Annotated in this window: 12 protein-coding genes; 6 read left to right on the top strand and 6 right to left on the bottom strand. The window is 74.1% G+C overall.

Going from position 1 to position 14,625, the window contains the following annotated elements:
* Positions 1-27: 27 nt before the first annotated feature.
* The 3 genes from ACIQVZ_RS11505 to ACIQVZ_RS11515 all read left to right on the top strand — a co-directional run bounded on the left by ACIQVZ_RS11505 (position 28) and on the right by ACIQVZ_RS11515 (position 3,480).
* On the top strand, positions 28-1,650 hold the full coding sequence (locus tag ACIQVZ_RS11505; RefSeq protein WP_402448978.1) for a 4-hydroxyphenylacetate 3-hydroxylase family protein: 1,623 nt from the start codon (positions 28-30) through the stop codon (positions 1,648-1,650).
* Entirely contained in the window at positions 1,647-2,489 is an 843-nt protein-coding gene (locus ACIQVZ_RS11510; RefSeq protein WP_402448980.1) for a class I SAM-dependent methyltransferase, read from the top strand. The genes ACIQVZ_RS11505 and ACIQVZ_RS11510 overlap by 4 nt, the downstream gene beginning before the upstream one ends.
* Before the next feature lie 112 nt (positions 2,490-2,601).
* Positions 2,602-3,480 carry a helix-turn-helix domain-containing protein gene (locus ACIQVZ_RS11515; RefSeq protein ID WP_244293271.1) on the top strand — a complete coding sequence of 293 codons (879 nt, stop codon included), beginning with the start codon at positions 2,602-2,604 and terminating at the stop codon, positions 3,478-3,480.
* 42 nt (positions 3,481-3,522) lie between these two features.
* On the opposite strand, the gene ACIQVZ_RS11520 is transcribed toward ACIQVZ_RS11515, so the two are convergent.
* Positions 3,523-4,776: an MFS transporter gene (locus ACIQVZ_RS11520; protein WP_350880847.1), complete on the bottom strand. Its 1,254-nt coding sequence runs from the start codon at positions 4,774-4,776 to the stop codon at positions 3,523-3,525.
* A gap of 329 nt (positions 4,777-5,105) precedes the next feature.
* On the opposite strand from ACIQVZ_RS11520, the gene ACIQVZ_RS11525 reads away from it, so the two are divergent.
* Together ACIQVZ_RS11525 and ACIQVZ_RS11530 are read left to right on the top strand one after the other, a co-directional pair.
* A complete protein-coding gene (locus ACIQVZ_RS11525; RefSeq protein ID WP_402448982.1) occupies positions 5,106-6,329 on the top strand; it encodes an FAD-dependent monooxygenase in 1,224 nt (407 codons plus the stop codon).
* A gap of 106 nt (positions 6,330-6,435) precedes the next feature.
* Positions 6,436-7,326 (top strand): alpha/beta fold hydrolase, encoded by an 891-nt coding sequence (locus tag ACIQVZ_RS11530; protein WP_402448985.1) that lies wholly within the window; start codon positions 6,436-6,438, stop codon positions 7,324-7,326.
* A 198-nt stretch (positions 7,327-7,524) separates the two neighbouring features.
* Here the strand turns inward: ACIQVZ_RS11530 and ACIQVZ_RS11535 are convergent, their stop codons facing one another.
* From ACIQVZ_RS11535 to ACIQVZ_RS11550, 4 genes are all read right to left on the bottom strand, one after another.
* The gene (locus ACIQVZ_RS11535) at positions 7,525-8,064 is read right to left on the bottom strand and encodes a GNAT family N-acetyltransferase (RefSeq protein ID WP_402448987.1); all 540 of its coding nucleotides are present in this window, start codon (positions 8,062-8,064) and stop codon (positions 7,525-7,527) included.
* A 47-nt stretch (positions 8,065-8,111) separates the two neighbouring features.
* On the bottom strand, positions 8,112-8,525 hold the full coding sequence (locus ACIQVZ_RS11540; protein WP_402448988.1) for an actin-binding ADF family protein: 414 nt from the start codon (positions 8,523-8,525) through the stop codon (positions 8,112-8,114).
* Positions 8,526-8,807: 282 nt separating this feature from the next.
* A complete protein-coding gene (locus ACIQVZ_RS11545) occupies positions 8,808-9,947 on the bottom strand; it encodes a YncE family protein (RefSeq protein WP_402448991.1) in 1,140 nt (379 codons plus the stop codon).
* Positions 9,948-10,190: 243 nt separating this feature from the next.
* A complete protein-coding gene (locus ACIQVZ_RS11550) occupies positions 10,191-11,642 on the bottom strand; it encodes an FAD-dependent monooxygenase (RefSeq protein ID WP_402448993.1) in 1,452 nt (483 codons plus the stop codon).
* A gap of 70 nt (positions 11,643-11,712) precedes the next feature.
* Between ACIQVZ_RS11550 and ACIQVZ_RS11555 the strand changes: the two genes are divergently transcribed.
* Positions 11,713-12,366, top strand: coding sequence for a TetR/AcrR family transcriptional regulator C-terminal domain-containing protein (locus ACIQVZ_RS11555; protein ID WP_350880861.1), 654 nt, complete (start codon positions 11,713-11,715; stop codon positions 12,364-12,366).
* Positions 12,367-12,403: 37 nt separating this feature from the next.
* On the opposite strand, the gene ACIQVZ_RS11560 is transcribed toward ACIQVZ_RS11555, so the two are convergent.
* Entirely contained in the window at positions 12,404-14,482 is a 2,079-nt protein-coding gene (locus ACIQVZ_RS11560) for a BTAD domain-containing putative transcriptional regulator (protein WP_402448996.1), read from the bottom strand.
* Positions 14,483-14,625 lie beyond the last annotated feature (143 nt).

Below are 14,625 nucleotides of genomic sequence, written 5' to 3' on the forward strand. Positions count from 1 at the left end.
ACCCTTGACATCAAACGGAGTTGGCGCATGACACTGCTGGGCACCATCACCGGCCGCGGCGCACCCGCCACCGCCCGCGGCCTGCTGACCGGCGACCGGTACCGGGCCGAACTGGACGACGGCCGCGAGCTCTACCTCGACGGCAAGCGCATCGCGAACCCCGCCGAGCACCCCGCGTTCCGCCCGGCCGTGGACGAACTGGCCCGCCTGATCGACCTCCAGCACGACCCCGCCCACCGCGACCTGCTCACCTGGGAGGACCCGGACAGCGGCCTGCGGCTCGCCCGCGCCTACCAGCCCCCGCGCACCCTGGAGGACCTGCGGCTCCAGCGCCGCAGCGCCGAGCTGTGGCACGCCGAGGCACTGGGGCAGCAGGGCCGCTCACCCGCCTTCATGGCCTCGATCGCCGTCGGCGTCTACGACTTCCGGCACCGGCTGGCCGGGGCCGACCCGCGCTTCGGCGCCAACGCCGAGGCGTGGTACCGGCATTGCGCGAGCAACGACCTCGTCCTCTCGCACGCCCTCGGCGACCCGCAGATCGACCGCTCCGCCAACCCGCTGGACGACCCGGACCTCGCCCTGCGCGTCGTGGAGGAGAACGACCGGGGCATCGTGGTGCGCGGCGCCAAGCAGCTCACCACGCTCGCCCCGATCGCCCACGAGGTGCTGGTCTACCTCTCGGCGTCGTTCACCGAGGGCCGCGGCGAGCAGTTCGTGACCTGGTTCGCCCTGCCGCTCAACACCCCCGGCCTGATCACCCTCGCCCGCGAACCGCTCGGCAGCGCCTCCTGGGGGCACGCCCACCCGCTCGGCGCGCGGTTCGACGAGCAGGACGCGATGCTCTTCTTCGACGACGTCCTGGTGCCCTGGGACCGCGTCTTCCTGCTGCGCGACGCGAACCTGGCGCGCACCGGCCTCGGCCGGATCAACGCCTGGAGCGCCTACGTCGGCCACATCCGCTACCGCGAGCGGCTGCGGACCCTGCTGGCCGGCGCCACCCTGGTCGCCGAGTCGATCGGCGTGGACGGCTTCCGCAACATCCAGGAGGACCTGGGCCGCCTCGCCGGGTACGCCGAACTGACCGAGTACTTCCTCGACGCCGCCGAGGCGCGCGGCGGCCTCACCGACGGCGGACTGTTCGCCCCCGGCGACACGGCGGCCTCCCGGGTCTGGTCGGCCGAGGTGGCCGGCAGCGCGGTCGAGATCGTCCGCAGGATCGGCGCCTCCGGGCTGCTCATCCAGCCCACCGCCGGGGACCTCGCCAACCCCCGGCTGCGCCCGCACCTGGACCGCTACATGCGCGGCCGGGACATCGACGCCGAACGCAAGGCCCGGCTCTTCCGGATCGCCTGGGAGCTGACCGGCGACGGCTTCGGCCAGCGCCAGGACCTCTACGAGTACGTGCACCGGGGCGACCTGGCCCGCAACCGGATCAACCTCTTCAAGCGGTACGACCAGAGCGCCGCCCGCGAACGGCTGCTGCACCTGGTCGACCAGGGCGTCGCGGAGCAGCCCGCCGCCGCGGCGCAGCCGGCTGCCGACCGGCCGGCTGCCGACCGGCCGCCGACCGACCGGCCGCCGACCGAGCAGCCGCCGACCGACCAGCCGCCGACCGAGCAGTCGTCCACCGTGGAGGAGAACCAGCCGTGAGCACGTCCGCCGTCGAGATCCAGGCCCGTACCCTCGCGGGGTACGCCGACGCCAGCCGGCTGCGCCAGGTCCAGGACCGGGACTGGGTGCTCGACCAGGTCACCGGAGCCCCCGAGTCCCTGATCGACCTCGGCAGCGGGATCGGCCAGCTGCTCCAGGAGGCCCTGGAGCGCTTCCCCTCCCTGCGGCGCGCCGTCGGCCTGGAACGCTCCGAGCACCGCATCGCCGAGGCCGCCGCCCGGCTCCAGCCCTACGGCGAGCGGGTCGCCCTGCACCGGGCCGACCTCACCGTGCCCGAGCCGCTGCCGTTCCGGGCCGACGTGATCACCCAGACCTCGGTGCTGCACTGGCTGTACCCGGACGAGGAACGGATCTTCGCCTGGGCCGCCGCCCACCTCGCCCCCGGCGGCCGCTTCCTGCTCACCACCTACCACCCGGCCCGGGACGAGCGCGGCCTCGGCGGCGAGGACGAGCTGGTCCGCGACGCCCTGGTCGCCCTCGGCACCCCGTACGACGACGTGCCCGGCGTGCTGGAACGCGCCGGGGTGCTGCCGATCGCGACCCGGACCAGGACCGTCGACGAGCTCGCGGCGGTGGTGGGCCCGCACCTCGCGGTGGCCGGCCACCTGGAGCGCGACGCCGTGGTCACCGTCGACGGCGCCGCCCAGTACGAGCACTTCCACGCCGCCACCTTCGGCGACTACTACAGCCGTGCGGTGCCGGCGCAGCAGCGGCCCGCCTTCTTCCGGGCCGTCGGCGAGAGCGCCTGGCGCCGGCAGCAGGAGCGCGGCCACGTCAGCCACATGCCCGTCCGGCTGTGGCAGCTGACGTCTCGTTAACAACATGTGTAGCCCGCCGCTCACCCCTGGGGTGGGCGGCGGGCTGCGTCTACGCTGGTGGCAGCCCACACCCCCGCATTCGACGGCACCGACCAGGGCCGAGGAGCCAACCGTGTCAACTCCCCCCGCAGGCAGGGAACTCGGCGCCTTCCTGCGCGCCCATCGCGAGCTCCTCAAGCCCTCCGACGTCGGCCTCACCGCCACCACCCGGCGCCGCACCCCCGGTCTGCGCCGGGAGGAGGTCGCCTCCCTCTCCGGCGTCGGCCTGGCCTGGTACACCTGGGTCGAGCAGGGGCGGGTCACCGCCTCCCGGCAGGTGCTGGAGGCGATCGCCCGGGTGCTGCGGCTGGACGCGGCCGGGCTGCGGCACGCCATGCGCCTGGCCGGCTACCACGAGCCGACGGCGGCCGCCGCCTCGGAGGACGGCGCCGACCGGCTCGCCGAGGCCATCCGGCCGGTCCTGGACTCCTGGCCCACCAGCCCGGCCGTCCTGCTCGACCGGCACTTCGACCTGCTCGGCTGGAACGCCGCCTGGGTCGCGCTCTGGGGCTCGCCCGAGTTCGTCCCCGCGGACCGGCGCAACCTGATGTGGGTGATGGCCGCCGACCACCGGGTGCGGGCCGTGTTCCGCGACTGGGAGCCGCTCGCCATGAACGTCTTCCAGCAGTTCCGGGCGCAGGCCGGCCCCGCCCTGGCCGATCCGCGCACCGGCGAGGTCTACCGGCACCTGGACGAGGACGCGCCCGAGTTCCGGCACTGGTGGGGGTGCCACTCGGTGGCGGAGCTGACCGTCCGCACCGTCACCGTCGAGCCGGCCGGGCTCGGCCCGGTGCGGCTGACGCTGTCCTCCTTCCACCCGGTGGACGACCCGACCGCGACGGTGCTGCTGTTCACCCCGCACGGCGCCGCCGACCGGGCGCGGATGACCGAACTGGTCGATCATCCGTTGCGCGCGGTCGGCGGCGTGGAGGGGGAACGCCGGGTCGGCTGAGCCGCCGGCCCTGCCGGGCATCCCGGCCGTTCCGGCGGGGCCTCAGGCGCCCGACGCGGTGGACCGGCGCAGGCCGAGGCTGACCGCCAGCGCGCCCAGGGCGGCCACCAGCGCGAGCCCGGTGCCGATCAGCAGGGTGCCGTCCGCGACGTTGCCGAAGGTGCCGATCGCCCAGGCGCCGAGGCCGGTGCCCGCGTACATGGTCGAGGTCAGCCACGCGCTGGAGGTCGCCCGCAGCTCCGGGGCGATGGTGCCGGCCAGCGTCTGCTGGTCCGTCACGAAGCCGCCGGAGGCCAGGAACCACACCACCACGCCGGCCAGGGCGAGGACCAGACCGGGCCCCTTGGCCGCCAGCGCGACGCCCGCCGCCAGCAGCACGCCCCACAGCGGCAGCATCGGCAGGTCGGAGCGCCCGGCGGTCCTGGCCCGGTCCCCGAGCCGGCCGCCCAGCAGCGAGCCGACCAGGCTGCCCGCACCGACCAGCACGCCCACCAGGCCCAGGGCCTGCACCGACAGGTCGAAGCGCTGCACCAGCACCGCGCCGAGGAAGGTGTAGGCGCCCAGGTTGGCCGTGTTGAACACCGTGTTGACCAGCAGGGCGCGGCGCAGCGTCGGGTCGGCCCAGCCCGCCAGGATCGCCCGGACCGCCCCCACCTGCGGCGCGGCCGCCTGAGCCGAACGGCGCTGGACCTGGCTCAGCAGCAGCGGGACGGCCGCCGCGGTGCCGATGGTCAGCGCCCAGAACGCCGACCGCCAGCCGGCCAGTCCGGCGAGGAAGCCGCCGAGCGGCACGCCGATCACCTGGCCGCAGGAGAACAGCGCCATGCCCAGGCCGAGGGCCCGGCCGCGCACCGCATCCGGCGCGGTCTCGGCGATGTGCGCCCAGATCGCCGGCCCGGCCGCGGCCGCCGCCAGCCCGGCCACCGCGCGGGAGACGACCAGCAGCGTCAGCCCGGTGGAGAGGGCGGCCGCCGCGTTGGACACGACGAACAGCACGGTGCCCGCCACCAGGGTGCGGCGGCGGCCGAACCGGTCGCTCAGCAGCCCGAGGAAGGGCGCCGCGACGGCGTACACCAGCACGTAGGCGGTGACGCTGGAGGCGGCGGCCGCCTCGGTGGTGTGCACCGAGTCCGCGATGGTCGGCAGCAGCGGCGACACCAGGAAGGTCTCCGTGCCGAACAGGAACAGCAGGAGGAACACTCCCGCGTAGCGCCACCGTTCGAAGGCCTGGGCCGGCGCCAGGGGCGGGACGTCCTCGGCCTGTTCGGGTCGGGGCGGGTCGGAGATGCTGCTCACAGCGATCACCACCTTGTCGTGCGAGGGAGCGGCCGGGCCTTCGGACGGCAGGCGGAAGCGGCCGCGACGGGAGGGCAGGAGTCCGATGCGGCCATCCTGCGGACGGCCCCCGCGGCCAGCCAGACAGGCGGTCATCCTGTGACCCCAGGTCACAGGCTGCCGCCCTGGCCTGGCCGGTGACACGGTCGGTGACGCGGCCTGCCGGTGGTTTGTCGGTGGCCTGTCGGCGGTCTGGCGGTCGCTCGCCGGTCGTGTCAGCGTCCTGTGAGCGACCTGTCGGCCGCCGTGGCGAGACTGGCGGCACGACATCGACTCACGGGAGGTCCACCATGTCGAGCACCACGTCGAACAGCACCCGACCGCACCACTCGCGCACCACCTCGGTCCTGATCTCCGGCGCGGGGATCGCCGGCACCGCCCTCGCCTACTGGCTGGAGCGCTACGGCTTCCGCGTCACGGTCGTCGAGCGCGCCCCGGAACTGCGGGGCGGCGGACAGGCGGTGGACGTGCGGGGCAACGCCCTGGAGATCATCGACCGGATGGGCCTCCTGGAGGAGGTCCGGGCCCGCCGGACCGGACTGCGCGGCATGTCCCTCGTCGACGCGGACGGCCGCGAGCTCAAGCGCACCACCGAGTGGACGGCCACCGGGGGCGCCGTGGACGGCCCCGACGTGGAGATCCTGCGCGACGAACTGGCCGCCCTGCTGGCGGGGGCGGCCCGGCCCGGCGTCCGGTACCGCTTCGGCGAGTCGATCGACACCCTCGTGCAGCACGAGGAGGGCGTCCAGGTCCGCTTCACCAGCGGCGACGAGCAGTCCTTCGACCTCGTCGTGGGCGCCGACGGCCTGCACTCGAACACCCGCCGCCTGGTCTTCGGCCCCGAGGCCGACTACCTGCACCCGACCAGCATCTACATCGCCGGCTGGAGCGCCCCCAACCACCTCGGCCTCGACCGCTGGGAGGTCATCCACCAGCCCAACGGCCAGGCCGCCTGGGGCTGCATGGCGATGACCGTCCGGGACAACAGCGAGCTGCGCGTCTTCGCCGTCTTCATGTCCGACGAGCCGGTCGAGGACCTGCTGCCGCGCGACCTCGCGGAGCAGCGGCGGCTGGTGGCCGAGCGCTGCGCCGGGCTGCGCTGGGAGGTGCCGCAGTTCCTCAAGTCCCTGGGGGAGGGGGACGCCTTCCACTACGACGTGGTCGCGCAGATCCGGATGGACCGCTGGTCGCAGGGCCGGGTCGCGCTGCTCGGCGACGCCGGGTACTGCTGCTCCCCGGCCACCGGCCAGGGCACCAGCGTGGCCCTGACCGCCGCCTATGTGCTGGCCGGGGAACTGCACGCGTCCGACGGCGACCACGAGGCCGCCTACCAGGCCTACGAGCAGCGGCTGCGCGGGCATGTGGCGGCCAATCAGGCCATCCTCGACCACACCAGGGGCCGGTTCGAGACCACGGAGGCGGACCCCGAGGGGGTGGAGGGCTTCGACCGGCCCGGCCCCGAGCTGGACGAGGCCTTCCGCGCGGCCACGGTCTTCGATCTGGTCGACTACTGACGGCCCCCGTCGCCGCCGTCGCCCCGCAGGTGGTCGCGATCACCGGGGAAGTGAGGCTAGGCTAACCAAACTTGATGGATGGCCGAGGGTGAGGGCGGTGCCGGGGATGCACAGTCAGGGTGAGCCGGGGCGGGCGCGGACACGGGACGGCCGGGAGCTGTTCTACATGCGGCGGCCGGGGCCCGGCGGCGAGGGCGCGCCGACGGTCGTGCCGACGGTCGTGCTGGAGGGCGGGCTCGCCTCCAGCCGCTCGTACTGGGCGCCGGTGCAGCTCCGGCTGGACGGGGTCGCGGCGACGGTGGCGTACGACCGCAGCGGGCTCGGCCGCAGCGCGCCGGACCCGGCGCCGCGCCCGCTGAGTCGGCTCGCCGAGGACCTCGGCGACCTGCTCGACCACCTCGGCGGCCTCGGCCACGGGCCGTTCGTCCTGGTCGGGCACAGCTGGGGCGGGCCGATCGTCCGGCTCGCCGCGGCGGCCCGCCCCGAGCGGATCGCGGGCCTGGTGCTGGCCGACCCGACGGACGAGTCCTGCGACCTGGTGTTCGCGCCCTCGGTGCGCCGCCAGGAGCGGATCGGGCAGGCCGTCAGCATGCTGCTGGCCCGCACCGGCCTGCTGGCCCGGGCCTTCCGCCCGATGCTCGACGCCCTGCCGGCGGACGCCGCGGCCGAGATGCGCGAGGAGGGCTTCACCGTCTCCACCATTCGCACCCGGGGAGCCGAACTCGGCTCCGTCGTAGCGGACTTGACCGCCATGAAGGAGAATCCGCCGGCCCTCGGCGGCATCCCGCTCACGGTGGTCTCGGCCGTCCGGACCTCGGCCGGCATGGGTCCGAAGGTCCGGGAGGCCGTGAACGCCTCGCACGCCCACCGCGTCGGCCGGGCCGAGGTCGGCTGCCACGTACTGGCGGCCGACGCCGACCACATGGTGCCGACCAGCGACCCCGACGCCCTGGCGCGCGAGATCCGCCGGATCGTCGAGGGCCGCCCGCCCGCTTAGCTGGGGGTCTGATGAGGATCTTGAAAACGTGCCCGGCTTGCACCAGTTCGCCCCGATTGACATTTACCGGCAATCTGGGGTGAATCGGTCAGCCGAAGCAAGATCTTCAAGAGCCTTCTCGATGTCGGAAGGATGCTTCGTGGAGTTCGCCGCGACCACCGAGGTCTGACCAACCTCCGCTGTTCGACGGAACAGCGGTCAGCAGGTCTCGCGCACCATGGCCGTCATCCGCTCGGCGTGGTCGAAGGACATGGTGGGCCCGATCGGGGAGTAGCCCCAACTCTCGTACAACGCCTGCACCTTCGGGTGGTCGGTATCCACCAGGAGAGTGGCCCGCCGCTCCGGCCGGCCGGCGAGCAGTCCCTCGTGGATGCGCGCTGCCACGCCCCGCCCGCGCCACTGCGGGCTGACCACGAGGTCGGCGAGGGCGAAGGTCCGCAGGCCGGTCTCCTCGGTGAAGGCGGGGTCGGGCGGCGTCAGGAGGCAGCGCCACCAGGAGGTGCCGGGGGCCAGCGCCGCGCCGTGCGCGAAGCCGACCGGCACCTCTCCGTCGTAGCCGATGACGCACTCCCAACCCGCCTCCTGTGTCCAGGATTCGAGGAGCCAGGAGAAGCGGGCGCGCGGGTCGGGGCAGTTCGGGAACGCCGTCGGCGGGTGGCCGGCGTCGTGGAGGTCGAGCACGGTCCCGTGGATCCCGGCGGCGGAGTCGGGGCCGTAGCGGCGCAGCGTGATCGACACGGTTCAGGCGCTCCTTCCGGCCCCGGCCCCGACGGTGGCGAGTTGGATCAGGCTGCCCTGACCCTGGCCAGCACCGCGTCGTAGGACACCTCGGCGGCCTCGGTGGCCTGGATCTCGGTGCCGATCCCGACGAACTTCTTCCGGAGGGCGTCCTTCGCGCTGGTGGCGATCATCCGCCGCTGGACCTTGGCCCCCTCGGGCGTCCAGAGGAAGAAGAGGATCCTGTTGCGCTCCTCGCCGTCGGCCTTCGTGTAGTTGAAGTCGTACACCGCGTACCGGCATTCATCCTTGGGGAACTGGTCGGCGAAGCTCTTGTAGTCCGACTCCGTTCCGGTGCTCACCAGGATGACCTGCTTGAGATCAGCGCTCAGGCCGAAGAACGCGTAGCGGTACTTCTTGCCCAGCTTGAGTTCCTGGTAGACCTCGACGCACTTGTCGTCGATGCTGACGCCACTGGACATGTCGCAACTCCTCACGTCACCGGCGGGCCGAAGTGCCGCCGACCCCGGACAGACTGCCCAATCCCGCCGCTGCCACGCTCCGGTGACACGCTCGTTTTCCGGCCCATCCCGGTACTCACCTGTACTCGAACGCTTTTGCCGACAAGGCGACATGTGTGCGATCGAGGTCGCCCAACGCATCCTGGCCATGGCCGCGGGCAGCTGGCACAACAACAAGATCGGCGCACCAGTCACCCGCTCGCTGACCACATCGGATCTACTCGCCTAAGGATTGACTGACCGTCAGGTCTTGATGATCTCCAGACTGGCGACAGTGCCCGGAACGCCGCCGGGGTAGGTGTTGCCGCCGAGGTAGAAGGTGTGGCCGTCCGGGCCGAGCGCCAGGCCGGTGGCGAGTTCCACCTGCTGCGGGTTCACGGTCTCGGCGGGGACGAGCGCGTGGGCCTCGGTGTCGTAGGAAAGGATCGCGCTGTTGTAGTGGTAGCCGGGAGGGGTGGGCCCGCCCGGGGTGACGAAGACGGTCGACTTGGAGACGAAGTACAGGCGGCCCCCGTCCAGGCTGACGACCGGGAAGCCGAGGTTGGTGTTGCCCGGTGCGAAGTGGAAGTTCTCGGTGACGGTGTCGGTCTCGGTGTCGACGAGGTAATCGCTCTCGTAGCCGCCGATGCCGTACAGCGTGCTGCCGTCGGGGCTGAGCACCGCACCGCCGGAGGCGCCGTGCCCGGCGGTGAAGGTGCGGACGGTGGTGAGCGAGGTGGGCGTGGCGGCCAGGTGGACCAGGCCGGCTCCGGTGGTGACGTACAGGTCCTGGCCGTTGGGGCGCAGGACGATCGAACCGACGCTGAAGTCGGTGACGCCGACGGAGGCGGTGAAGGCGCCGGCGGCGTTCGAGTACGCGAGGACCCGGGCGGGCTGGAAGCCCCAGCGCTGCCGTGGCCCGTTCTGGGCCAGATAGACGCCGGCGCCGTCCGGGCTGACCACGAGGGAACTCGGCGAGCCGTCCATGTACCCGTCGGGGTGCGGCTGGACCGGGAGCGGGACGTCGGCGGCCACCGTGTCGCTGTCGGTGTCGATGGTGACCAGGTGCTGCGCCCCCACGGTCGCGTACAGCCGCGTGCCGTCGGGGCTCATCGCCAGCGCGCCGACGAAGGAGTTCGCGTCGGTGGAAAGGGTGAGTCGGGCGGTGATCGCGCCGGTCCGGGTGTCGACGACCTTGACCGCGGGCGTGCCGCGGGGGTCGTCGGTCACCCCGACGTAGGCCTTCGTGCCGTCCGGGGTGACGGCGGTCGTCGGGTACGCGTACCCCACTGGGACGACCTGGGGGGCCGTGGCGGTGGCGGGCTGTGCGGTGGCCGTCCCGGTCCCGGCGGTCAGCAGCAGGCCGACCGATGCGGCGGTGCCCAGCCAACGGGCCCTTGCCATGAGCGACTTCACAATATCCTCCCCTGTGACACACGATGCGTCCGCATCGGCGGGAGCCAGAGTATGGGGCGGGGAAGGCGAGTCGGGTGCCAATGACGCAGTCGACCATTCGGGGTAGACACCGCGCCGCCCATGCCTACGGCACATGACGGTGCGCGTGACGGGCCATCCGGCGTGGCGGCGTACGGCGGGGAGCGTGGCGGCCCGCCCGGGCCCTGGCCGGGGCCCGGGCGGGCCGGGGCGTCAGCGGCGCAGGGCGCCGTACCGGGAGGCATAGGTCGTCAGGCCGTCCGCCGTGTCCCCGGCCCAGCCCACGTATCCGTCGGGGCGGATGAGGAACACGCCGGTGCCGTAGGCCTCGTAGTCCGGGATGCGGACCACCGGGCAGGCGGCCCGCGGGAGCGGGGACTCGGTCCCGACCGCCAGCAGGGTCCAGTGCGGTCCGCGGAAGGCGTCGAAGAGCCGGACGCCGCCCCGGCGCCCGTCCGGTGCGCGGTCCCCGGCCCGCAGGGCGCCCTCCGGCAGGGTCGGGCGGGTCTCCTCGGCCAGCGACGACTCCCGGTAGCCGAGGCCGAGTTGCTGGGTCGCCCGGCCCCGGCGGGCCTCGCCGTGGTGGACCCGGGTCGACAGGTCCAGCATCGCCGCCGCAGTGGGGCGGCGCTCCTCCTCGTAGGTGTCGAGCAGGGCGTCCGGGGCCGCGCCGCCGAGCACGGCCGCCAGCTTCCAGCCCAGGTTGTAGGCGTCCTGGACGCTGGTGTTGAGGCCCTGCCCGCCGGCGGGGGAGTGTACGTGCGCGGCGTCGCCCGCGAGGAACACCCGGCCCGTGCGGAAGCGGTCGGCCAGGGCCGCCCGAGGCCGGAACTCGGAGGCCCACCGCACCCCGGTGACCTGCTCGGCGGCCAGGTGCGAGCGGGCGGCGACCACGTCGCGGATGCCGTCCAGGGACGCGTCGACGGCCGTGCCCTGCGGGTACTGCGCCACGAGCTGGAACTCGTCCGTGCCGGGCAGCGGGCACAGGGCCAGCAGGCCGCCGAGCGGTCCGCGCCCGGCGGCGCCGTCGCGAGGCGGGAAGACGTGCCAGTGGTCGCGGTCGAGGCCGGTGACCAGGACGTCCGCGACCAGCATCGGGTCCGGGTCGACGACCTGCCCGGTCATGCCGATGCCGAGCAGCCTGCGGACCGCCGACCGTCCGCCGTCGGCGGCGACCGCGTACCGCGCCCGGACCGGGGCGCCGGTGGCGAACTCGGCGGTGACGCCGTCCGCGTCCTGGGCCAGGCCGACCAGTTCGCGTCCGAAGGCGACCGAGCCGCCGAGGGCGCGCAGCCGGTCGTGCAGCACCTGCTGGGTCCGCCACTGCGGCAGCATCAGCGTCTCGGTGTGGGGCTCGGCCTCGGAGGGCTCGGTCGGTTCGTACATGCGGCGTTCGTCCTGCGGCTCGCCGTCGCGCCAGAACAGGTTCGGCGGGTAGTGCCCGGAGGCGGCGCGGATGTCGGCCAGTACCCCGAGGTCGTCCAGGACCTCCAGGGTGCGGGGCTGGAGGCCCTTGCCGCGGGAGCCGGGGAAGAGCCCGCTCTCGCGTTCGACGAGCAGTGCGGTGATGCCGCGCCGGGCGAGGTCGACGGCGAGGGCGAGGCCGGTCGGTCCGGCTCCGACGATCAGGACGTCGGTGTGCGGGTCGGTGGCGCGGGTGGCCATGAGCATCTCCTTAACGTTGTTAAGTGGTCGCTGCTGGAAGACTGCACTTAACGTCGTTAAGCTGTCAACCGTGACGCCGCAGAGAACCCCGAAGCTCGACCGCCGGACGGTCGTCGACACCGCACTGACACTCCTGAACGAGGTGGGCCTGGACGGCCTCACCCTGCGCGCCATCGCCGCCGCGCTGGAGGTCAAGGCACCGGCGCTGTACTGGCATTTCAAGGACAAGCAGGCGCTGCTCGACGAGATGGCGACCGAGATGATGCGGCGCGCGGCCGCCGGTCCGTCCCGGATCCCCCCGGCGGCGGACTGGCGGGAGGCCTACCTGGCGACGATGCGGGGGCTGCGGGCCGAACTGCTCCGCTACCGCGACGGGGCCAGGGTCTACAGCGGAGCCCGGTTCACCGACACCTCGTACGCGGCGGGGCTCGAAGCCGGGCTGCTCCTGCTCACGGGGGCGGGCTTCACCCCGCAGGCGGCGGCCCGCGCCTGGTACACGGCGTACAGCTACACGATCGGCTACGTCATCGAGGAGCAGGCCATGGGCCCCAACCCCTTCGACGGCGAGGAGGGCTACGACCTGGACGCCCGGGCCGAGCGGCTGGCCGCCCACCCGCTCGCCGCCGAAGCCGGCCGGGTGATGTTCCAGGACTTCGACCAGGGCTTCGAGCAGGGCCTGGCGGCCGTCCTGGCCGGCGTCGAGGCGACGCTGCTCGTGCGGTAGCCGCACCGACCGCGGAGCTCGGTGGCCGGGCCCGGGATCAGGGGGCGTCCGGCGCTTGCGCCGCGCAGGCGGCCAGGGCGGCCAGGCGGTCCACCTCGACCCATTCGTCGAGGTGGAGGCCGATCAGGTGGTGGCCCCGGCTCCACGGGTGGTCCGCGACGGGAGGGGCGGGCGGCAGCGCGGGGGAGTCGGCGTGGTGGAGGTACCAGGAGCTGAGGCGTTCCAGGGCGGCGCGGCGCTCGGCGGTGCCGGTCTCGGCGGTGCAGCGTTCGGCGGCGTAGAGGCGCAGGAGGTCGTTGAGCCGGTAGCGGTGGTGGTCCTCGTGGGTGAGCAGGTGGGCGGTGGCCAGGTGGTCGAGGACGGGCCGGACGGCGGCGGTGGGGGTGTCGGTCAGGGCGGCTGCCGCGCCGGAGCTGACGCCGACGGCCGGGGCCAGGGCGAGCAGCCGGAGCAGGGATCGGGCCTCGGCGGGGAGCGAGCGGTAGGAGAGGTCGAAGGCGGCGCGGACCGCCGAGGTGGCGTCGCCGTCGATCTGCAGGGCGCTCAACCGGTGCTCCGCGTCGAGGAGTTCGACGGCGTGGTCGGCGAGGCTGCGGCCCGGGAAGGCGGCGAGGCGGCTCGCGGTGATGGCCAGGGCGAGGGGCAACCGGCCGCAGGCGGCGGTGAGTTCGGCCGCGGCGTGCGGCTCGGCGCGGGTGCGGTGCTCGCCGGCGATGCGGGCCAGGAGGCGGAGGGCCTGATGGGCGGGCAGGACGTCGAGCACCAGGGGGTGGGCGCCGTTGCGGGCGGTCAGGCCGTCGAGTCGGGTGCGGCTGGTGACCACCGTGCGGCAGTCCGGGGCGCCCGGCAGCAGCGGGCGGACCTGCTCGGCGTCGCGGGCGTTGTCGAGGACCACGAGTAGCCGGCGGTCGGCCAGTAGGGAGCGGTAGAGCGCGGCCGCCTCGTCCGGTGCCGCGGGGATCCGGTCGCCGGGCACGCCGAGGGCGCGTAGGAAACGGGCGAGGACGGTGTGCGGGGTGAGGGGCGCGGCGACGGAGTAGCCGTGCAGGTCGGCGTAGAGCTGGCCGTCCGGGAACCGGTCCCGGGCGCGGTGGGCCCAGTCGACGGCCAGGGTGGTCTTGCCGACCCCGGCCGGGCCCGAGAGCGCGCACACGGGGACGGCCGCGCCGGTGGCACCGGTCGCGGGCGTCGTGAGCAGCGAGTCCAGGACGCGGAGCTCCGTGCCGCGTCCGACGAAGGTGGGCAGTGCGGGCGGGAGTTGGGCGGGTGGCGGCGGCGGTGTCTCCACCGGGGGTGCGGCTGCCGGGGGTGCGGCCGCCGGGGCCGCTGCGGGCGGCGCCGCTTCGGGGTGGACCGGTTCGGCGCGGGCCGGCTCGGTGGCCAGCAGTTCCAGGTGCAGCGCCCGCAGCTCCGGCCCGGGGTCGAGCCCGAGCTCGTCGGCCAGCCGCTCGGCGAACCGGCGGTAGGCGGTGAGCCCCTCGGGCGCGCGCCCGGAACCGTGCAGTGCGCGCATCAGCTGTCCGGTGAAGCGTTCCCGGAGCGGGTGGTCGACCACCAGCGCGGTCAGTTCGGGGACGGCCGCTCGGTGCCGGCCGAGGGAGAGCTCCAGATCGAGGCACTCCTCCCAGGCGGTCAGGCGCAGTTCGTCCAGCGCGACCGCGCCCGGGGCGTCCGCGTCCACGGCGAGTCCGTCCAGCGCGGGGCCGCGCCACAGGGCGAGTGCTTCGCGGAGCCCGTCGACCGCGGCCGGGGATCGTCCGGCGTCGGCCTCGCGGCGGGCGAGGGCGAGCCGGTCGGTGAAGGCGCGGGCGTCCAGGCGGTGGCCGGTGAGCGTGATGCGGTAGCCGCGGCCGTCGGTCAGCAGGACCGGCGGTGCGTCCGGGTCGGCCTCGGCGAAGCGGCGCCGCAGCACCCCGGCGAGGTTGCGGACCTGGCGGGTGGCGGTGGCCGGCGGCCGCTCGTCCCAGACGGCGTCCACCAGGCGGGCGACCGGGACGGAGATGTCCGCGTTGAGCAGCAGGGCGGCGAGCAGCCGCTCCTGCCGGGAGCCTTCGAAGGGGACGCGCCTCCCGTCGCCGGTCCACACCTCCAGCGAGCCGAGGATCCTGAACTCCAAGTGTCCCTCCCTGGGATCCGCGGGCCGGGCCGGACCGTCGCTGCGAGTGGATGGGCACGGGCGGTGATGGATCTATGACCAGATCATGCCAGTTGTGTGCGTCCGGTTGAGACCTTTGCTGTGCACCGGCCGAAACGAGCCGG

This window comes from Kitasatospora sp. NPDC098663 (assembly GCF_044760075.1).
GTDB lineage: Bacteria > Actinomycetota > Actinomycetes > Streptomycetales > Streptomycetaceae > Kitasatospora.

Coding starts and splice junctions, on each gene's coding strand:
- ACIQVZ_RS11550 (WP_402448993.1), bottom strand. CDS start 11,642: ATGGCCACCCGCGCCACCGACCCGCACACCGACGTCCTGATCGTCGGA.
- ACIQVZ_RS11505 (WP_402448978.1), top strand. CDS start 28: ATGACACTGCTGGGCACCATCACCGGCCGCGGCGCACCCGCCACCGCC.
- ACIQVZ_RS11530 (WP_402448985.1), top strand. CDS start 6,436: ATGCACAGTCAGGGTGAGCCGGGGCGGGCGCGGACACGGGACGGCCGG.
- ACIQVZ_RS11540 (WP_402448988.1), bottom strand. CDS start 8,525: ATGTCCAGTGGCGTCAGCATCGACGACAAGTGCGTCGAGGTCTACCAG.
- ACIQVZ_RS11545 (WP_402448991.1), bottom strand. CDS start 9,947: ATGGCAAGGGCCCGTTGGCTGGGCACCGCCGCATCGGTCGGCCTGCTG.
- ACIQVZ_RS11525 (WP_402448982.1), top strand. CDS start 5,106: ATGTCGAGCACCACGTCGAACAGCACCCGACCGCACCACTCGCGCACC.